We start from the raw sequence: 22181 nt of genomic DNA, 5'->3' as shown, positions 1-22181 counted from the left end.
AACTTACCTTTTTTCCCAAATAAACTCATCTTCTTTTATATCTAAAACAATAGCTTCATTCTCAAGAATGGCTTCTGATATAATTAATTTTGAAATTGTTTTTTTAAGATATGTCCTTACAATTCCCGCAATAGGCCTTGCTCCATATTTTTTAGAAAATCCTTTATTTGTCAGATATTCCAAAGCACCATCTGATAAATCAAATGAAATATTTTTAATGCTTATCAATTGCTCTTGCAAGCGTTGTAAGTGTAATTTAAAAATAGCTTTGGCAATTTCTATGTTTATAGGCGCAAATGGAACAACCTCAGTCAAACGACCTAAAAATTCAGGTCTGAAATGCTGGCTCATAATCTCAATTAATTGATTAGAAGTAGGCAAATGACCGCCTTCTATTTGTTCCTGAATCCATTGACTGCCTATATTTGAAGTAAAAATGATAATTGCATTAGAAAAATCACCTTCACGTCCTAATTTGTCATGAATTTTTCCTTCATCCATAATTTGCAAAAACACATCATAAACAGAGCTATGCGCCTTTTCGATTTCGTCAAAAAGTACAACTGAATACGGTTTTTGTCTAATTTTATTAACCAGCATCCCTCCTTCTTCATATCCTACATATCCCGGAGGAGCACCGTATAATAAAGCCGCCGAATGTTCTTCTTTAAACTCTGACATGTCAAATCGAATCATTGCATTTTCATCATCAAACAACAATTCAGCCAGCGTTTTTGTTAACTCTGTCTTTCCTGTTCCTGTTGGTCCTAAGAAAAAGAAGGACCCTATTGGTTGTTTAGGATTGCTCAAACCACTTCTGGATTCGATAATCGCTTCTGATAATGTTTTTATAGCATGCGCTTGTCCTTTTACCCTTTCTTGCAATTTGTCTTCGATCGTTAAAAGCTTCTCTTTTTCGCCCGAGCTTATTTTGCCCAACGGTATTCCGGTTGCATTAGAAACAACAGCAAGAATCTCGGATTTTGTCACAACTGCAATTTTTTCTTTTGCTATAGTTTCAATATCTGCAGCTAATTTTTCGATATCTTCAAAAGTAACCGGTTCATTTTTTTGCCTTTTCGAATTTTCAGTAACATCAATTTTACTTGTTACAACACAGCTTATTCTATTGTAGATTTCCTTTTCCAGCAAACTCATTTTCGATTCATCTGCGGGATCAGATTCTTTTATCTGCTCTTTTATTTTTACAATTTCAACTAATGAATTTGCATTAGAAACAATTACTGAAGAAGCCGTTCTGTCTAATAAATCGATTGCTCCGTATGGTAATTTTTTTTCTTTATAAAATCGTTTAGACAAATGAATAGCTTCTTGTATTACCTCTTCATTAATACCTATTTTATAATGCTTTTCTAATTTATTTTTATAAATATTCAAACATTCAATCAATAGAGAATAGTCTAACTCCTCAATGAAAATGTTTTCAAATTTTCCGTTTATTGTTGTTCCTTCAATTGATTTTCTATAAGAATCAGCATCAATAGAAGCAATAATATTAATACTGCCCTGAGTCAATTGAGTATTAATAATATTAATGACAGCATTTGATTTTGAACTTGATGAGTTTAACAATACCTGTATGTCATCAATAAAAAGAATGCTTTTTCCGTTTTTTGATAATTTTTCGAAAATTTCAATCAGCTTTTTAGAAATCTCGTTTTCATTACTGCAATTTGCAACGAGTTTAGATACATTTAAAGACAAAATAAGCGTTTCCTCAAAAAAATTAGGATCTGTTTCGTGCAAATTGTAAATAAGGTTCTTTATAATACTTGTTTTGCCAATACCGGATTCTCCAATAAGTAAAATACCATGATTTTCATATCGTTCTATATTCTCAAGTATCAATCGAACTTCTCTGTTTCTGCCAATTATACTACTTCCTTCTTCAATAATATTTTTTTTATATAAAGTATCACAATAGCTGATATCTATCGTTTCCTGCTCGTCAGAATTGTCTGCAAGGCTAAAACTCTTTTGATTATTTCTTAGTCCAAAGTGTTTTAAAAGTTCTTTATCGCTTAAATTTAATCCATCAATTTGTTTATCGCTATAAACTAATCCCGGTTTAATAATGGCTATAAAAACACAAAATGCATCAATCGCATCTGCTCCAAGCCTGATTTTATTAAAATTTGATTCTGTAAAAACATTCTCGACCTCACTATCACTTGTTACACTATTATCGTTGTTTTGTGAAGAAGTATACACCTCTTTTCTCACATCAAACCATTCTTTTATGTAATCTATATCTTTAGACAGCGATCTTAATACTTCTACTAATCCTGTTGGTTCAAATAATAATGCATATGCCAAATGAGCCACTCCATAAGTGCTGTGACCATCTTGAATTGCTAATGATTTAGCAGATTTAATTGCAGATAATAAGCTTGGACTATAATCTAATTCGTTCATAAGTTTAGTTAATTGTAATTTGAAATGGAATGTTCATAACAGATTGTTTTTCTAAAGTCTCTTTTAAAAACATCTCTATTTTTTTCTTATTATCTATTTGCAAAGCATATTTTTCCTGTAAAACAACTTTTACATCAATGGTTCTGAATACTCCTTGTTTTCTATTGCTGCTTATTCCAACCCCATCTGTAATTAAAACCTCTTTAGTAATATTTCTTAAATGATAATGTACCGCTGATTTTATATCTTGTTTTGTAACTAAGCGCTCTTTAGACAAAAAACCGTATCGTAGATTGATTAGTTTTTCGATTTTATTATTTCTGTAAATTCCCCCAACTGAGTTTGCCTGAAAAATGGTAGCATCCTGAGCCAATTCAGATAAAGAAGTTTGTTTTAAAATAGTGCCTTTCTTCAAATTATTAGCCACTTGCCCGTTCGAAGTCCAATATGAATAATAAAGAATTTTAGATTTTTCAGTTTCATGAATCAAGGCATAAACTTCCTCTTCATTAACCTGACTGTAACTGCTGTTAATTTTGCTTTCAATCGAATTAAGTTCTTCGTTAATCCTGGTCATTGTAGCATCAATATAATCAGCATTTATGTTCGAAAAAGAACTAATATCTTCTCGTAATGCTCTTGCTAGTTTTTTAAGAAAAAATTTAGCATTTCGGGAATCATAATTCTCTAATCCGCCATAAAAAATAGTAAAGGTATTTGAGGTAAGAGAATTAGCCTGCTTAATACCATTGGTAAATTCAATATTTTTTTCGTTAAAAATTTTCATCACATCAAGAAAATGAGTATTTCTCTCTGCTTTCATCGGAAAAAGACGCCCTTCAATCTGAGCGTTATGTACCCTGTTATTCAGCTTTCGATTAACAATTGGAAATGTGTTTATCTTTATCTGAATTTTATCAAACTCGGCTTTAGTGAAAATTTCAGGAAATATAAATTCTAACCAAATCAATCCTGAATCTTTTTTACTTGATTTTAGTTCTTCTTTCTCTATTTCAAATTTGTCTAATATCGATTCATATACCAGATTTTCCAGGTCCAGCTTTAATTTATAGATAGAGTTTTTATAGAATGATTTTATATTCTCAGAATAGTGTTTATTGTCCTGAACTTCATCAAAAGTTTCATTTTCAATTTCAATACTATTCCCTAAAGAATCCTTGACTGTTATAAACTGCAAAAATGTATCTAATGATGAATTTTCTGTTACAAAAGTAAATTTCAATGAATTAAGTTTTTCCAGGTTTTCTTTCGCAATATCTAATCCAATCCAAATACGGTGATCTAAAACCTTATTTTTTACAGGCAAATGCGTCACATTTTTTGAAGAATCTATCAAAAACGAATCATACATTTGAAAACTAATCTCTCCTTCTACTATACTTTCATTCGTAAAAGGTGTAAAATAAATATCATAATCAACATTAGTCGCCATTCCTGATTTTACCACAAATTCAGTATCATTACTTAACATAACAATACCTTTAGTAGCGGTTGTACTTGCTAAAGTATGGGCAGGCATTGGCAAGTTCCATTGACTTGGTACAATCTCCTGAGCAATACGTTCAATAATTTTATTATCAGATTCTACACCTTCCTGATATAAATAATAAAGTTCATGAACAAAAACATCTAATAACATCATGACCAAAGGATCTGCCATATTGATATCTTCGATCCCCCAAATTTCCAAGCATTTTTTTTGTATCCTGTTCTTTATTTCGATAAACTTAACGTCTTTCATATTTTATTTTATTGCGAAATTGGGCTTATATTCAACTTTGTATGAAAATTAAAAGGAATTAAACTTTCGATAATCGAACCTTTTACGACTATGTTAGCTTTTCTTCTAATGCTTGAACCTAATTCTTTATCATTAATTTCATCTAAAGAAATAGAAACTTCACTTAGAATTAATCTTTTTTCGAATGCACTAATTGAATCATATAATGATTTTCTGACCAAATCTTCCCAATCTCTTTTTTTGATATGTTGGTTAAATTCTAAATCCCAAATAATCGTCCCATAGCTTGGTGTCTCTGGAATCTCCCCAAAAGAAGTTGTAATTATCATCATAATATTATATGCAATAGATTCGTCAATCTTACAAAAATTTTCCTGTGAACCTCTTAGCAAAGACTTAAAATTTACGGGGTATTTCAGATATTTCATCATAAAAAAATAATGAGTTGTTTTTTAACAAAATTTAGGCCTTTAGAATTTTTTAACATAGTACGACAAAAATCCAAATAAAATACTTACAAATCAATATTATTTAAAACTTTTTTTTTATTAGTTTTACAAAATTAACTAAAAATCTTATAAAATTATGAGCATGTTCAATTATGGTATTGGTGGCAATGAAGTGAAGGTTGATGCCAATGAGTCAATTTTAGAAATTCCTTCAAACAGAACATTACTAATTCAAAAACTTACAAATGAGCAGCCGGTAGGACCCGAAGCTGTGTATGATTTGCAGACAGTAGAAGCGGTGTTTGAAAAGTACAAACCAAGTGTAGATTTTGAATTTACCACTGAAGAAGGTTCAGATTTAAATGAATCTATGGTATTTCAAAATTTAGGAGATTTTGGAGCAAAATCAATTAAAGAGAATAGTCCTTTTTTAAATAAATTAAATACCGAAAAAGAACAAGCTTATAAAATTGTGCGCCAACTTTCCAGTAACAGAGGATTAATTAAAGCTATTCAGGACCCTGCTGTCAAAGAAGCTATAATAGAATTACTTGAAAACGCTAAGAATGAAATTAACAACAATAAACTATAAATATGGCAACTCAAACTAAAGAACAAAAAAGTCATGGTTCTTCAACCGAACAATTGCTACAAGAACAAGGTAGCAAAATAAATTTATTAAATGAATATGGCGGTTTTGCCTTTTTAGAAAATGTAATCGACGGATTGTCAAACCTTAACCCTACCAGAAAAGCAAGAAAAAATATTTTTCTTAATGATGCGCAATGGGAAAATGAGAGAACAACCCTAACCAATAGACTTGAGTTATGGCTAGACTTATTAAAAGGCAATGACTCTGTTGAATCAATGATTGAAGTAGCAAATACAAAAGCTACATCTGCTGATTCTACATTAAACAGAAACTTGAAATATGCTTTGAATGTTTCAAGAGAATTAGAAACCTCTTACCGAAGCGTCGCTTTATTCTATAAAAATGCAGAAAGTGATAAAATTAAAAATGTAACTATCGTAAATGCTGATATATCTCAATTAAAAGATTTAGATAATACTTTATTTATTGATTATGTTTCAAATGAATTAAAACAAAATTTTGACAGATTAGATTTGAGAAAAAACTACTCAATACTTTCAGTACCTGGATATTTAGGTTCTAATGCAGTTTTAGATAAATGGTCTAAAATAGCACATGAAAACAAAACAGTTTTACTAACTGATTTTCAAGATCTTGAAACTCCAGATGACGTTATAGATATTTTCTTTAATGCAAATCATACGGGTGGTGATGTATTTAAATCGAATACAATCATGACTTGTAACTATTTACTGGGAAGAAGTAAATATGACGAAGTTGGAGAAGAAGACAATTTATATGTACCACCATCAACTTCTTTAGCAGGTAAAATATACAAAACATTAATGTCTCAGGTTGTTGCGGGTAAAAAATTTGGTGGTCTAAACGAAGTTGAAAGCGTTCGTTTTGATTTGAAAAAGAGCGAAATTTCAGAGCTTGAGAAAATGGGTCTTGTACCAATGGTAAATGAGTATAGTAAAATTATGGCTTTCTCTGCTAAAACGTTATTTAACGGAGATAACTTAGGTTTACAAACTTACTCTGTAGTAAGAGTATTTGACCACATTACAAAAGTACTTTTTGACTTTTTAAACAGAAGAGCTTTTGAAAACTGGACAACAAGAACTGAAGCTGATCTAAGAAGCCAAATCATTAAGTTTTTAGATGGAATTAAAGGACCAACTAATCTTATTGAAAAATTTACTGTGATGAAAATTGAACAGGATAAAACTCAAAAAGACAGAATTTTATTAGACATCCATATCACACCATATTTTCCAGCTAAAAGTTTTGTAATTCAATTAGATGGACACAAAGGAGATGGTCCTGAAGAGGCTGTTTGGCATAGTGATTACAAACAAGTATAGTATTCCAGATACCAAACTTTCTATTCTTAAATCGAATGTTTTGGACAATTTCAACTCTGGAAAATTAATTATACTATCCCCTTTTTAATTATCAAAATGTGATATAATTAATTACAAAAAAAACGCTAAGATAACCTTAGCGTTTTTTTCGTTTTTATATTAATCCAAGACTAAACCAATCTGGCCGTCATCATCTAATTCTGTTTCAACCGAATCATCTTCGTCTAATTCTGGTTTTTCAGGAACTTCTTCGACAGGTTCTTCATAAGGCAATGGATCCAGTAAATTGACTTGTTTTAATTTATCTGTTGTCAATTGATTTCCTAATGCTTTAAAACCTTTTACAGCAATAAAATCTTCGACATCAATATGCAGATCTTCTTTTTGAACTCCTTTTACTTTGGCGAAAATTAATTGCGCCACCGGACGATAATCTGTGGATACAATTTCTAATTGCGAATTTGGATGATCTGTAATAAAACTTTCTTCTTTGTCAGTTTCTACTAAGAAACGTTTTAGATAATAACGTTCTTTTTCTCCATCATAATAAATCGCAGAAATTGGTTTTTTAGGGTTAAATTTCTCCAAAACAATCATATCTTCATCAAAATGAGTCGATAATTCTGGAATTATAACCTTTAGTTTACCACTTTGACTGATAACTAAAATTTTATCACTTGGTTTAAATTCACCTAATAATTCACCTCTTGCATCAACATTTAAACGTTTTACAGTATCATCAAACCAAACTTTTCTTGGCAATAAAGTAGAAATTCCTTTCTCTTTCAATTCGATTTTCTTGATTGGATATTTAGTAACCAAATTCCCTTTTGAAGCCCTGCCTTTAATAGCTAATTTGGCAAAATCAATATCAAATTTCAATTTCTTGATTGTTCCAACCTGACGTAATAAAATAGTAATTACTTCTGCTTCTCCGTTTGGATTATGAGAAAAATAAACAACTTGCGAACCTGCTGTTTCATTTGTTAAATCATAAGGTTTATCACGTGTAACACCAGAAACATTAAAACGTTTGATATAGGATGGTCCGGATTTTCCGTCACGATACATCATGTTGTAAATCGTTCGTTTATCACTCTTATCAAAAATAGCAACGTGAATAATATCTTTACCCACAAATGTTTTGGCATCTACTTTTGTTACGAGCATTTTTCCGTCACGTAAAAACACAATTACATCATCGATATCAGAACAATCCGTAAGATATTCGTCTTTTTTAAGACTGGTTCCAACAAAACCTTCTTCGCGGTTTACGTAAAGTTTAGTGTTACGTAAAACTACTTTTGTAGCCTCGACATTATCAAAAACACGAAGTTCTGTCTGACGTTCGCGGCCTTTTCCGTATTTCTCTTTTAATTTTGTAAAATAAGCAATCGCAAAATCAGTAAGATTTGCTAAATGATGTTCTACTTCTTTCATCTCGTCTTCTAACTTCGAGATAAAATCATCGGCTTTATCAGAGTCAAAACGAGTAATACGAATCATTGGGATTTGAGTTAATCGCTGTAAATCATCATCGTTGATTTCTCTGACAAATGATTTTTTGAAAGGCTCAAACCTATCATATAAATATTTATAAAGTGATTCTCTATCAGAATACAGTTTGAAATCAATGTACATTTCTTCACGAATGAAGATTTTTTCTAAAGTAGAAAAATGCCATTTGTTTTTTAATTCTTCTAACTGGATTTCTAATTCCTGACGCAGTAAATCTTCGGTTCTGTGTGTCGAAATCCTCAACATTTCAGAAACTCCAATGAACAGCGGTTTATTATCCTCAATTACACAACCTAAAGGCGCTACAGAAGTTTCGCAAGCGGTAAAAGCAAACAAAGCATCAATTGTTTTGTCTGGAGAAACACCAGGAAAAAGATGTATTAAAATCTCAACATCAGCAGCTGTATTGTCTTCGATTTTCTTGATTTTGATTTTACCTTTATCATTGGCTTTCAAAATACTGTCAATCAAAGTTGTGGTATTGGTCGAAAACGGAATTTGCGTAATCACCAAAGTATTTTTGTCTAATTGCGCAATTTTAGCACGTACACGAACACGTCCGCCACGAAGTCCGTCATTATAATTGGACACATCAGCAATACCTTGTGTCATGAAATCAGGATATAAGGTAAAAGGTTTTCCTTTTAAAATCTTGATCGAAGCATCAATTAATTCATTGAAGTTGTGCGGCAACACTTTAGTCGAAAGACCAACCGCAATTCCCTCTGCTCCTTGTGCTAAAAGCAACGGAAACTTTACCGGAAGATTGTTTGGTTCTGCACGACGACCATCGTATGAAACACCCCAATCGGTAATTTTTGGAGAATACAAAACCTCTAAGGCAAATTTAGATAAACGTGCCTCGATGTAACGAGAAGCCGCAGCTCCATCGCCTGTTAAGATATTTCCCCAGTTTCCCTGACAGTCAATCAATAAATCTTTTTGACCAATTTGTACCATAGCATCACCAATACTCGCATCTCCGTGTGGGTGATACTGCATCGTGTGTCCAACAACATTGGCAACCTTATTATAACGACCATCGTCCAACTCTTTCAAAGAGTGCATAATACGACGCTGAACAGGTTTGAAACCATCTTCAATCGCCGGAACTGCACGTTCCAGAATTACATACGAAGCATAATCCAGAAACCAGTCTTTGTACATGCCCGTTACTTTGGTAATAACGTCCTCTCCTTCTTCTTCCTGATTTTCGTAAAAATGCTGTCCTTCAAAATTCTTAGCATTTACGCTTATAATTTCTTCAGAATCATCTCCGTCCTGATTGTCATCAAGCTGGTTTTCTTCAGAATTATTCTCGTCGTCATTTGGAATGATGTTATCGTCTTCTTCGTCTTTCATTTATTTATATTCGAAAATTATAAATTTGTATTTTAATTCTGAAAACCTGATTGTAATTAAATCAAAGTTAGTATATTCTTAATCCTAATTATAGTTATCCAGAATCGTGTTTTTTAAAATATACGGTTTTAATTCTTCATAACTGAAAAAAATCTCAGGTTCTCCACCTGCAAAACCAACAAGTTCATATGGAGCATAAGAAAAAGTAATACCTGTTGGCAAAATATAAAAAGTATTGGCCATTTCTATTTTATCTGATAATCCATCACCATACTCTGACTTAATTCTATTTTCATAAAAATCAATAAAATTTTGATTTTTTGTATTTAGAAGATGTTCTATTTCTATTTTTCTTCCGGTACTTACTTCATAATTATCGTATGATGTGCGGTACAAACCGTGTGCTCCGCCCATATAGTTGTACCAATAATGATAAACTACATAAATATTTGAATCAATAAAAATAGGCCAACTGACAAATAAGCTTTCTGACGCATAATTATCCTCATCCTTTACAGCATTTTTACTATCAAAATTATGTTTCCATTTATCATGATTTTTTATGCTGAGTGAATCGCTAGACAAATACTTTACATTCGAACTTAAAGCTTCAAAGTTTTTATCATTTGATAAAATTTCTCCCAGTAAAGTATAATCCCTTGATGGCGTATAATCCCTTCCTTGTCCTTTTTTATAAGCTTCTCTGGTATCAAATAATGTATAATCTATTTTATCAAAACATTTATAAGATGGAAATTTTTTACTTGGATAAATTTTATATGCTTTTTTATTATAGATGCACTCTATAAACATTTCATCAGTAAATAGATTGTATAATTTGAGTTTACAAGTAGTTTTCCCGTTATCATTCTCATCAGAAGATACTTCTCCTGTGTAGAAATTCTCTTTCTCCTTTTTTACTAATCCAAAACCGAAAATTTGATCTTCTCCATCAATATAAAGACGCCCTGATTTCCAATATCCTCCATATTCTTCAGTTAATGCATTAGAAATATGAATTTGAATTTTTTTATTATCATCAAGTGTTCCATCAAAAGAATAAATAAAAGGAGCTTCTATTTTTAATGTATCACCGCCTATTACAACAGTATTTTCATCTATCTTGTAAATTAAACTATCATTGTCTTTTTCGATTTTAATTTCACTTACAGGCTTAGGTAGAACAACTGATTTTTTCTCTTCATTTTTTGACTGGCAAGAAATAAATAATAAAATTAATAAAACGAAAAGATATTTTTTCATAAACGAAATTAAGTTACTAATCATTAAAATTTTATCTTAAACCTCAGCCTCAACTGCATCCAACTCTACCTTCAAATTCTTGATGATAAACTCTTGTCTGTCCGGAGTATTTTTTCCCATATAGAAAGACAATAATTGCTCAATCGAAGTATTTTTATCCATCATAATTGGGTCAAGACGAATAGTTTCTCCAATAAAATTTTTGAACTCATCAGGAGAAATCTCTCCCAAACCTTTAAATCGGGTAATTTCCGGTTTTGGTTTTAGTTTTTCGATCGCATCTTTTCTCTCTTCGTCTGAATAACAATAGATGGTTTCTTTTTTATTTCGAACCCTGAAAAGTGGTGTTTGCAAGATATATAAATGTCCTTCTTTGATTAATTCCGGGAAAAACTGTAGAAAGAAAGTAATCAACAACAAACGAATGTGCATACCATCGACATCGGCATCGGTTGCGATTACGATATTGTTGTAACGTAATTTTTCTAGTCCGTCTTCGATATCTAAAGCCGCTTGCAGTAAATTGAATTCTTCATTTTCGTACACAATTTTCTTGGTCATTCCGTACGAGTTCAAAGGCTTACCACGCAAACTAAAAACTGCCTGAGTATTTACGTCACGTGACTTTGTGATCGATCCGGAAGCCGAATCTCCCTCGGTAATAAAAAGCGTACTTTCTAAGTTTCTTGGGTTTTTTGTATCAGGAAGATGCGCACGACAATCTCTTAATTTCTTATTATGAAGATTGGCTTTCTTAGCACGATCTGTTGCCAGTTTTCTAATTCCTGATAATTCTTTACGTTCACGTTCCGCTTGCAAAATTTTACGTAATAAAGCTTCTGCAGTTGGAGGATTTTTATGTAAATAATTATCTAATTTGGTTTTAATAAAGTCGTTTACAAAAGTACGAACTGATACTGGTGGCGTTCCGTCATCAGAACCCATATCCATAGAACCTAATTTGGTTTTGGTCTGAGACTCAAAAACCGGTTCCATCACCTTAATACTAATCGCACTCACAATCGATTTACGAACGTCAGAAGCTTCGAAGTTTTTGTTGTAAAATTCCCGAATGGTTTTTACAATTGCTTCTCTGTAAGCCGCTAAGTGCGTTCCTCCTTGTGTTGTATTCTGACCGTTCACAAATGAGTGATATTCTTCACTGTATTGTGTTTTACTATGCGTTAAAGCGATCTCAATATCATGTTCTTTCAAGTGAATAATTGGATATTCTAAATCCTCTTCACTAATTGTTTCTTCTAATAAATCTCGAAGACCATTCTCTGAAAGGTATTTTTCGCCATTAAATAAAATAGTCAAACCATTGTTTAGGTAACAATAGTTTTTAACCATTTTGATTACATATTCTAAACGGAATTTATAGTTTTTAAAGATGGTTTCATCTGGCGTAAAGGTCACTTTTGTCCCTTTTCGTTTTGTTGTATCGATTACATCTTCTTCAAGAATCAGATTTCCTGCAGAAAATTCGGCAGCTTTTTGTTTATCATCACGAACAGATTCTACACGAAAAGCACTCGAAAGCGCATTAACTGCTTTTGTTCCTACACCATTTAAACCTACTGACTTTTGGAAAGCTTTAGAATCGTACTTTCCTCCGGTATTCATTTTCGAAACTACATCGACTACTTTTCCTAACGGAATTCCACGTCCGTAATCACGAACCGAAACCGTTTTATCCTTGATAGTCACCTCAATAGTTTTCCCCGACCCCATCACGAACTCATCGATACAGTTGTCTAAAACCTCTTTTAAAAGAATATAAATACCATCATCCGGTGAAGAACCATCTCCTAATTTCCCGATATACATTCCGGGACGCATACGAATATGTTCTTTCCAATCGAGTGATCGAATATTATCTTCGGTATATTGATTTTGCTCTAGCATAAAGTGAATTGGATTTTCGGCTAATGTACCATTTATAGCTAAAAAATAAAAGCGTATTTCTTTTTTGTTATGATTAATAACAGCTTTGAATCCTATTTAAATTGATTTTAAAATAATAAGGGCGCTAAAAATATAAAAATCCAGCTTTTAAACAAAAAAATACTATTTGATTCCGAGTACTTCTTTCGCTAAAGCAATCATTTGGGGAGTTCCCGTATTTTTGTTTTTTTCGTCAGAAAGTTTTACGACACCTTGCCAATGCGTATTATCAAGCTTAACATCGGTTAATTTTATAACCATATTCATAGGCGGCAAACCTACATCATTGGTAAAATTGGTACCAATACCAAATGACATTTTTATTTTATTTTTACAAAAATCTGTTATGAGTTTTACTTTATCATAATTCAGGGAATCCGAAAAAACAATCACTTTCGATTTTGGGTCAATTCCCATTTTATTATAATGCGAAATTACTTTTTGCGCAAACTCAATTGGGTCTCCGCTATCATGACGAACTCCATCAAAAAGCTTAGAATACTTTTTATCAAATTGCTCAAAGAAAACATCTGTTGTATAGGTATCTGTCAGGGCAATTCCAAGATCACCGCCATACACTTGTGTCCAGTTTTCGAGACTGATTAAATTGGCCATTTTAAAGCCAAATTGTGCCGCATGAAACATAAACCATTCGTGTGCATGCGTTCCTAAAGGTCTTTTATTGTTGACCATTGCAAAATGCACATTGCTGGTACCAATAAAACTTTGCGAACCAAAACTTTGCAATGTTTCATTTATCAAAGAATGAACATCGTAAGAATGGCGTCGTCTGGTACCAAATTCTAAAATCGAAACTCCTAATGTATTATAATTATCTATTTTGCTTTTAGTCAGCGTTTTTATAGCGTCATCGTTTAAACGAATTAAATGATTTGCTTTATAAAAAAGTTCCGAAATTAAAGCCATCAAAGGAACTTCCCATAAAATAGTTCGGTACCAGAAACCTTCGATTACGACTTTTATCTCTGATCCTTCCTGCGTTATCTGCACTTCTGAAGGATCATAATTATAGCCCTGCAAAAAATCTAAATAAGTAGGATCAAGGTAAGGACAATGATGCGATAAATATTTTTTTTCGTCTTTGGTCAGCCGTAAATCTGCCATTGCATCTACAGATCGTCGAAGTAAATCAGCAAAACCGGGAGGAAAAATATGTTTCCCTCTGTTTATAAAACCATAACGTACTTTTGCTTTCGGGAAAAGTTTTATTACGGCATGTTGCATCGTAAATTTATAGAAATCATTATCTAAAATTGATTTCAGGAAAGTTGTCTCCATACTCATAGTTCCATTTTAATAGCTTAATTGACTATTATCATTAAATCTCATCTCTTTATGGCTAAGATACGGCAATTCGATAAAAGAAGGAAATTCTTTAAACAAACATCTGAATTTGTTTATTTTGAAATTATTTTAAAAGAAACAATACTAAACGTATCCAGATAAATAGTGAGATAATCTCCTATACTTTTATCATAAGTAATTTGAAATTCTAAACCGCCTCGTTTTTCTTTTGAATTCTGAATTTTAACCGCCTGATTATTTTTATTTAAATAAAAAAGAAGATCTGACTTCGAAACATTTTTAATTTCGATAGTAATTTTATCGCCATGTTTTGCTTCAATTACTCCAGAATCAGGTGATTTAATTTTATAATCGCCTTCGATTGTTTTATTGTAAATTAAAGGTCCGTTTAGAAATTCATCTTTGTTTAATTTATTGCCTAAATAAGAGCCGGAATCCGGAAAATGCTTCGCAAAAAAATAATCAGGATCTGTATCAAAATAAGCTGGCGCAAAATCATTAACCATTCTTCCTTTGCTGCCATCATAATAACCCTGACCCCACGTTACATCTATCAGTCTCCATTTTTTGTCAATCATAACGATGTTCCAGGCATGATCTGACGAGGTGTTTTTTCGACCAATATCTGCCAATCTCGTTTTTGATGTTCCTCTTATTATTTCTGATTTTAATCCTGTTAATTCCGCCAAATGCTGGTACAAAGCTGTAAAACCTTCACATACTCCTTTTTGAGAATTGAATGTTTTTTGAATCAATTTATCATTCAGCTGTTTAATCTTTCTTTGCTTTTCTGCTTCAGTAGAATAACTAAAACCCTGTACTCCGGGCGGATTTAAAAAAACTTTATAATCATATTTTACATTAAAAGCAATCCAGCTATAAATAGCTCGTGCCTTATCGTGTTCTGAAGTAAAATCTTTTTGAATTCTTGCTGCTAAATCTTCTGTAGAACTAAAATTCTTTGGATATTTTAAAACTATCTTATCCACATCACTATACTTTTGCGAGTAAGAGGAATGCAGAAAAACGAAATTCAGGAAGAAAAATATAAGGGTAATCTTTTTTATTATCATCGATTAAAAAGTAGACTTTATTATGTCTTTTAATTCTTTATCTAACTCGGCATTTGAGATTTTATTTTCCTCTAAATTAAAATTAGTACTAAATGTTGGTAATGAGAAAGTAGCTTTTATTTGTGCACCATATCGCGGCAAAGCATTATTAGCAATTTCTAAAACAGAAGCTCCTCCTCTTGGTCCGGGCGAAGTTGCCAATAATAACATTGGTTTTTGTTGAAAAACCTCTTTCATGATTCTGGAACTCCAATCAAAAACATTTTTGAAAGCAACTGAATAACTTCCGTTATTTTCAGCCAGGGAAACCACCACAATATCTGCGCTTTTGATCTTTTCTAGAAATGTTTTTGCAATTTCATGCTGACCTATTTCTTTTTCGAGATCAACGCTAAATAAAGGCATTGCAAAATCGTTTAAATCTAAAATTTCTACTTCAGCATTTTCAAATAATCCTGCCGCATATGTGGCTAAATGTTTATTGATCGAATGTTGACTGTTACTTCCTCCAAAGGCTATTATTTTCATATGGGTTCTTTTATTGCTGATTTTTTTTGTGTTGGTTCGTCAATTTCATAAATCTCCTTTTGAATCTCTACAGAGTATTCATTTGGATAAATTTTACCTCCGTAAGACTTTGCATATACTTTGGTAAATTCTGCTCCAAAATACAGAATAATTGCCGAATAATATACCCAAACCAAAATAATTATTACAGAACCCGCAGCTCCATAAACTGAAGCAACTGTAGAACTGCCCAAATAAAAACCTATTGCAAATTTACCGATCATAAATAATATGGCGGTAACTGTTGAACCTATAAAAGCATCTTTCCATCTTATCTTTCCGTCAGGTAATGTTCTAAAGATAATGGCAAAAAGAAGTGTAATACTTGCCAGTACAATCACGATATTCACGATGTAAAATAAATAAACGGTGCTTTCAGGGAAATATATTTTTAATCTTGCGCTAACTAAATCTAATGTCGTACTTATAAAAAGGCTGACCAGCATTAGAAATCCAACCGATGCAATCATTGAAAATGACATTAATCTATTTTGAATAAATTTCTTGATTCCTTTGTCCGGTTTTGCTCTTAAACCCCATATAAAATTGATAGAACTTTGTATTTCGGCAAAAACTCCCGATGCTCCAATTAGCAACATTGCGATTCCAAATATGGTCGCAAAAACATTGTCTCCGGATAACTGGACATTTTTTATCGCTTCCTGAATCTGAACTGCTGCTCCGTTACCAACCAATCCATTAATTTGTCCGTAAAGTTGACCTGTCACAGCATCTTCACCAAAGAAAAATCCGCAAATGGTAATAATGATAATTAATAAAGGTGGTAATGCAAATATGGTATAATAGGATAATGCTGCACTAAGTTTAATGGCATTATCATCATTAAATTCTAAAAAGGTATTCTTTAGCAGAAACCATGATTTGGAGAATATGCTTTTTATTTTCACGATACTTCTGGTTTTTAGATATACTTTCAAATTTAATGAATAATTAAAAAACCAGGATTCTTGCTTTTTAGGTGAATTTTACATTTTTCCCATGTTGAAAAATTCATTTTGATTATAAATATGTAGTCCCATACGGGACATTTTACATGTTTATAATTCTTTTTTCTACCAATATTTAACTCCTAAAGGAATTTTTAATATTAGGTTGTCTAAAAAAAATCATATAGATTTCTTTAAATTACTAATACTTAACATCTCGTAGAGATTAAATATTGGTAGAACAATATTATCCGTTATTATTATTTTTTGTCCTGTAGGGACTACACATTTCTACCCAGAATCTCTATAAAAAATTTTTATTGATAATGGCAAAAAATCCCTTTATCATAAACCGTCCATAAACTTGCTTTTTGATTAGCGGCTTTTAAGGCGCAATTTGCCCACGTGTTACAAGTATAAAACAAACTATAACTTCCTTTAGCTTCATAAAAAGCATCTTTCCTTCCGTAACTATAGCCTTCAATCCATTGTGGATGGTTTGCATCCAGAAAACTTTCAGAAATAAAAGTGACTAACTTTTGATAATTCTCTTTTGAGATTAAAATACGTTTGCAATCGTCGCCTTCTTTTAATTGTTTAAAAAATGTAGTGTGCATCGCAGAAGAACTTACTCCAAAAGCTGCTTTCAAAGCTGTACTTGCTTTCAAGTCTGACCACTCTGGCGTATGAAGATAAAATCCTTTATCGCCCCAGCCAAAAGCAATATATTGCATTAAACTGTCTTTTGATTTTGTCTGGCTAAACTGAATCTCTTTTCGCCAGTCTTTAATTTCATTGACAATCGGAACTACAATATCAGTATGAACTCCGTTTGAGCGAATATAAATAGGAATAGCATCTTTCTCTTCTACTTTCGCAACATCAGAATTGACGGTAATTTTAGAAATAAAATATACTGCAATAAGATATACAACAAGAAAAGTAATAATTGCGAGAATTGTCCAGCCCAGAAATTTGAAAGTAGTTTTTAGCATTTTAATTGGTTTATTTTTGGTTATAAATTGGTTCTTTTTTGTACTAACCAATTTTTGAGCCAAAAAAAATAATGGTACGCGGATTAAACGGATTCACCAACGTGAAAGCGCAGATTTAAACGGATTTTTTTTAATGCTTTATTTTTTTTATCGGTTTTTTTGTCATTTCGAACGAAGAGAGAAATCACACTAAGAACTCCACAAGGTAAATGTCAATCTTTATCGAATCCCGCGTGCGATTTCTCCCTTCGTTCGAAATGACAAACTTTGCGGGCTTCGACTTCGCTCAGCCTGACAGACGTGACTTTCAAGCATAAAAAAACTGCTAGATTTCTCCAGCAGTTTTTAGTCTATTTTCTTTGTTCTTTATTCTATTCTCTAGAAAAAAAATTATACGTTAAAACGGAAGTGCATTACATCACCATCTTTTACGATATATTCTTTTCCTTCGACTTTGAATTTTCCTGCTTCTTTTGCTTTTGCTTCAGATCCGTATTGAACGTAATCTTCGTATGAAATTACTTCGGCACGAATAAATCCTTTTTCAAAATCAGTATGAATTACTCCGGCTGCTTGTGGCGCTGTTGAACCAATGTTGATTGTCCAGGCACGAACTTCTTTTACACCTGCTGTAAAGTAAGTTTGTTGTTTTAGTAATTTGTAAGCAGCACGAATTAAAACTGATGCTCCCGGTTCTGTTAATCCCATATCTTCAAGGAAAACCTGACGCTCTTCGTAGCTTTCTAACTCTGTAATATCAGCCTCTGCTCCTACCGAAAGGATGATAACTTCAGCATCTTCATCTTTTACTAATTCACGAACCTGATCTACATATTTGTTTCCGTTTACTGCAGAATTCTCATCAACATTACAAACGTATAAAACTGGCTTAGCAGTAATTAACTGAAAAGATTCCATTAAAACCTCTTCATCATTACCTTGAGGGATAATCGTACGAGCCGATTTAGCCTGTAATAATGACTCTCTGATTCTGTCTAAAAGTCCTTTTTCAGTCTGCGCTTCTTTATTTCCTGTTTTAGCGGCACGATTTACTTTTTCTAAACGTTTTTCAACAGTTTCTAAATCTTTTAATTGCAGCTCAATATCAATAGTTTCCTTATCACGAATTGGGTTTACGTTTCCGTCAACGTGAACGATATTATCGTTATCAAAACAACGTAAAACGTGAATAATAGCATTACACTCTCTAATGTTTCCTAAAAACTGGTTTCCAAGACCTTCACCTTTGCTTGCACCTTTTACCAAACCTGCAATATCAACAATATCTACTGTTGCCATTTGTACGCGCTCTGGTTTTACCAATTCTTCTAGTTTATTGATTCTTGGATCCGGAACGTTTACAACACCAATGTTTGGTTCGATTGTACAAAACGGAAAGTTTGCACTTTGCGCTTTTGCATTAGACAAACAATTAAATAGAGTCGATTTTCCAACATTTGGTAATCCTACAATTCCTGCTTTCATATTTAGATAATATTTGTTTTTTTATTGATTTTAACCTCGTCAGGCTTTGCTGTTATTGATTACATATCAAATACATACCAATTGACCTAATCGCTTTTTAGCGGTTTTTTCTTTCTTTTTATTTTTTGCCAAAATGTTACTTTTTGCCCCTAAAATTTTGCAAATATAAGATTTAATACCTCGTAACTGAACAAAAAATGACGATATATGTATTTTTACTACTTTTCTTAAAAAAATTTAAACTTTTTACTAATATTTTGTTAAATAAACTTACTTTTATCGCAATATTTAACAAACCATATAGAAATTTTTAACCAAAACAAGTTTTAACATGAGAAGAATTGCAATTTTATTTTTTCTATTTAACACCCTATTTATTTTTGCTCAAAAGCAAATTTCGGGTGTTGTAAAGGACAACACAGGAAATCCTCTGCCTGGTGTGAACATCGTTGAGAAAGGTACAAACAACGGAGTATCGACGGATATAGACGGATCTTACAAAATAACAGTAAAAGAAGGTGCTTCATTAATTTTTACCTATATGGGCTACACCTCAATAACAAGGTTGGCAAATGCCGAAAAAATTGATGTAGCATTATCAGAAGAAAGCGGACAAAATCTGGATGAAGTTGTCGTAACCGGTTCCAGAACTGCTGCAAGAAGTAACACAACCAGCGCATTACCTATAGATGTATTATCCTCTAAGGATTTAACATCTACAGGTCAGGCTACGTTTGATAAGGCACTGCAATACAAAATCCCTTCCTTTAACACGGTACAAACTCCTGTAAATGATGCAACATCTTTACTGGATCCTTACGAGATTAGAAACATGGGACCAAGCAGAACTTTGATCCTTATTAATGGTAAACGTAAAAATTTAAGTTCATTACTTTATGTACAAACTTCTCCGGGTCGTGGAGAAACCGGTGCAGACATCTCTGCAATTCCAACAGATGCGATCGAGAGAGTTGAGATTCTTCGTGATGGAGCTTCTGCTCAATACGGTTCTGATGCGATTGCGGGAGTAATGAACATTATTTTAAAGAAAAATGCTACTGATGGATCTTTGACTGTAAGAAGCGGAATTACTTCTGAAGGTGATGGAGAAATGTTGGGCGTAAGTTTAAACAACGGTACAACAGTTGGCGAAAAAGGTTTTCTTAATTATACGATAGATTTCTCTAAAGTAAATTTAGCAAACAGACCGGGAAATGTTGATGCTCAAGGCGATGCAAATGACTTTTTAGACGGGTCACCTGCTGCTGTGGCAAGTGTTCAATCTTTTCTGGATAAATATCCTGATGCAAGAAACGTGAACGGTTCTCCGGAAACTGCCGCTGCAAAATTCTTAATTAATGGTGGAAACGACATTAGCGATAACACTAAATTGTATTATAACGCAGCTTATGTGTACAAAAAAGTAAAATCGTTTGCCAACTTCAGAACACCTTATTGGAGACCTTTATCTGATGATCCTTATTTAAATGATTTCTTTGGAAATGGTGATGACGCAAATCCTTCTTATGAGGGATATGGTCCTACTTTTGAAGGAGATCTAACAGATTATAACGGAACTCTTGGTTTCAAAAACGTGAAAAATGGCTGGAATACTGACGCGAGTTTAACCGTTGGTGGTAACAAACAGGTTTATACGGTAAACAACTCTGTAAACAGATCTGCCATTCTTGATGAAAACGGAAATAATGTATACAGAGAAAATAGCCCAATTTCGTTTAAACCGGGTGGAACTTCTTTTAATCATGTAGTAGGAAACGTTGATGTTTCTAAAATTGTATCAGATCAAATTAGTATTGGTTTTGGTACAGAGTTCAGATCAGAGTATTTTACAGTTATCGAAGGTGATAAAGCATCTTGGGACGGAACCGGAGCTGACTCATTTGCCGGAAACAGACCTGAGAATTCAGGAAAATGGAACCGTTACAATGTTGGTGTTTATTTAGACGTTGCTTTTGATATTACAAAAGACTTCTTAATTAACGGTACTGTTCGTCATGAAGAATATAGCGACTTTGGTGGAGCAACTGTTTGGAAAGCAAGTACGAGATATAAATTCCTAGATGATAAAATTACTTTAAGAGGATCTGTTTCAACTGGTTTCAGAGCGCCAACTTTACACCAAATTTACACTCAAAAATCTCAGTATTCTTTTGTTGCCGGAGAAGGTATTCAAATTAGCGGAATCATAAATAATGTTTCTCCACAAGCACGTCAGTTAGGGATTCCTTCTTTAGATCCTGAAAAATCTACAAACGTAACTGTTGGTATTGGTGCAAAACCTTTTCAAAACTTTAATTTTACGATCGATTACTACAATATTAAAGTAGAAGACAGAATCGTTTTAGGAGACAGACAAGATACTGAATTTGGAAATGTTGCCTGGTTTTCTAACTCATTCGACTCCAGAACTTCTGGTTTAGATGTTGTTGCTAATTATAATAATATCGGAATTGGTGAAGGTAAATTAGGATTTAATGTATCCGGAAATATTACTTTAGACAATAAGAGAATTTCTCCTGTAACGAACAACTCATTTGGAGACATCCTTAATTCATTGACTTTTACGTCAAGACCTGATACAAAATGGATTTTTGGAATCAATTATGAAATTGGTAAATTCGGATTTTCTTTGAACAATACTTATTTCGGAAAAACTACTTTTAACCAGGATGGTTTAGCTACAAATGATCCTAACGCTCCAGTTAATTCTCCGGAATTTTTAGCAGCAAATCTTAAAACAGAATTTATTCCTAAAATTGTTACTGATTTAGGAGTTAACTTTAGTGCTACTGAAAAATTAACTATTGCTTTGAATGTAAACAACTTGTTTAATATTTTACCAGAGTGGAAATTCGTGGCAGAAAACGAAGCCGGAGCTGCATTACTTGCAGATCCTGCACAAACAAAACAACAATCTAACTTGCTTACATTTAACCAACGTTATTCCAGAATGACTTATGATGGATTCCATTTTAGTCAATTGGGAACTATGTTTAATTTATCTGTAAACTATAAATTCTAAGTTCAGCTTTGTTTAAATAATTAAAAAGGGTTGTCTTATGACAGCCCTT

At 32.5% G+C, this 22181-nt stretch carries 15 protein-coding genes; 3 read left to right on the top strand and 12 right to left on the bottom strand.

Annotated features, from left to right (window positions below; translation table 11 throughout):
• Positions 1–3: 3 nt before the first annotated feature.
• Genes ASF10_RS15150 through ASF10_RS15140 form a run of 3 tightly spaced genes read right to left on the bottom strand, consistent with a single transcriptional unit; the run spans position 4 to position 4629 of the window.
• Positions 4–2436: an AAA family ATPase gene (locus ASF10_RS15150; RefSeq protein ID WP_056250652.1), complete on the bottom strand. Its 2433-nt coding sequence runs from the start codon at positions 2434–2436 to the stop codon at positions 4–6.
• Between the two features lie 4 nt (positions 2437–2440).
• Complete coding sequence (locus tag ASF10_RS15145; RefSeq protein WP_056250651.1) at positions 2441–4198, bottom strand: hypothetical protein; 1758 nt, start codon at positions 4196–4198, stop codon at positions 2441–2443.
• A gap of 8 nt (positions 4199–4206) precedes the next feature.
• Positions 4207–4629, bottom strand: coding sequence for a GPW/gp25 family protein (locus ASF10_RS15140; RefSeq protein ID WP_241774964.1), 423 nt, complete (start codon positions 4627–4629; stop codon positions 4207–4209).
• 160 nt (positions 4630–4789) lie between these two features.
• Here ASF10_RS15140 and ASF10_RS15135 point away from each other — a divergent pair, with 160 nt between their 5' ends.
• Entirely contained in the window at positions 4790–5239 is a 450-nt protein-coding gene (locus ASF10_RS15135; RefSeq protein WP_198529599.1) for a hypothetical protein, read from the top strand.
• A gap of 2 nt (positions 5240–5241) precedes the next feature.
• A complete protein-coding gene (locus tag ASF10_RS15130; RefSeq protein ID WP_056250647.1) occupies positions 5242–6606 on the top strand; it encodes a DUF5458 family protein in 1365 nt (454 codons plus the stop codon).
• A gap of 159 nt (positions 6607–6765) precedes the next feature.
• On the opposite strand, the gene ASF10_RS15125 is transcribed toward ASF10_RS15130, so the two are convergent.
• From ASF10_RS15125 to ychF, 9 genes are all read right to left on the bottom strand, one after another.
• Positions 6766–9486 (bottom strand): DNA gyrase/topoisomerase IV subunit A, encoded by a 2721-nt coding sequence (locus ASF10_RS15125; protein WP_056250645.1) that lies wholly within the window; start codon positions 9484–9486, stop codon positions 6766–6768.
• 84 nt (positions 9487–9570) lie between these two features.
• Positions 9571–10749 carry a DUF3298 domain-containing protein gene (locus tag ASF10_RS15120; protein ID WP_056250644.1) on the bottom strand — a complete coding sequence of 393 codons (1179 nt, stop codon included), beginning with the start codon at positions 10747–10749 and terminating at the stop codon, positions 9571–9573.
• A 36-nt stretch (positions 10750–10785) separates the two neighbouring features.
• Positions 10786–12657 carry a DNA topoisomerase IV subunit B gene (locus ASF10_RS15115; RefSeq protein ID WP_056250642.1) on the bottom strand — a complete coding sequence of 624 codons (1872 nt, stop codon included), beginning with the start codon at positions 12655–12657 and terminating at the stop codon, positions 10786–10788.
• A 162-nt stretch (positions 12658–12819) separates the two neighbouring features.
• Entirely contained in the window at positions 12820–13995 is a 1176-nt protein-coding gene (gene pncB / locus ASF10_RS15110; protein ID WP_056252172.1) for a nicotinate phosphoribosyltransferase, read from the bottom strand.
• Positions 13996–14114: 119 nt separating this feature from the next.
• A complete protein-coding gene (locus tag ASF10_RS15105; RefSeq protein ID WP_241774963.1) occupies positions 14115–15011 on the bottom strand; it encodes a transglutaminase domain-containing protein in 897 nt (298 codons plus the stop codon).
• Positions 15012–15098: 87 nt separating this feature from the next.
• Complete coding sequence (locus tag ASF10_RS15100) at positions 15099–15623, bottom strand: NADPH-dependent FMN reductase (protein WP_056250639.1); 525 nt, start codon at positions 15621–15623, stop codon at positions 15099–15101.
• Positions 15620–16570, bottom strand: coding sequence for a YihY/virulence factor BrkB family protein (locus tag ASF10_RS15095; RefSeq protein WP_056250637.1), 951 nt, complete (start codon positions 16568–16570; stop codon positions 15620–15622). Before ASF10_RS15095 ends, ASF10_RS15100 begins: the two co-directional genes overlap by 4 nt.
• Positions 16571–16926: 356 nt before the next feature.
• Positions 16927–17604 (bottom strand): TIGR02117 family protein, encoded by a 678-nt coding sequence (locus ASF10_RS15090; RefSeq protein ID WP_056252168.1) that lies wholly within the window; start codon positions 17602–17604, stop codon positions 16927–16929.
• Between the two features lie 390 nt (positions 17605–17994).
• A complete protein-coding gene (ychF, locus tag ASF10_RS15085; RefSeq protein ID WP_056250635.1) occupies positions 17995–19089 on the bottom strand; it encodes a redox-regulated ATPase YchF in 1095 nt (364 codons plus the stop codon).
• 331 nt (positions 19090–19420) lie between these two features.
• Here ychF and ASF10_RS15080 point away from each other — a divergent pair, with 331 nt between their 5' ends.
• Positions 19421–22132 carry a TonB-dependent receptor gene (locus ASF10_RS15080; protein ID WP_056250633.1) on the top strand — a complete coding sequence of 904 codons (2712 nt, stop codon included), beginning with the start codon at positions 19421–19423 and terminating at the stop codon, positions 22130–22132.
• The last annotated feature ends 49 nt before the right edge of the window (positions 22133–22181 follow it).

Source organism: Flavobacterium sp. Leaf82, assembly GCF_001422725.1.
Classification (GTDB): domain Bacteria; phylum Bacteroidota; class Bacteroidia; order Flavobacteriales; family Flavobacteriaceae; genus Flavobacterium.
The sequence above is the reverse complement of the archived record's forward strand: the minus strand, read 5'-3'. Positions and strand labels throughout refer to the sequence as shown.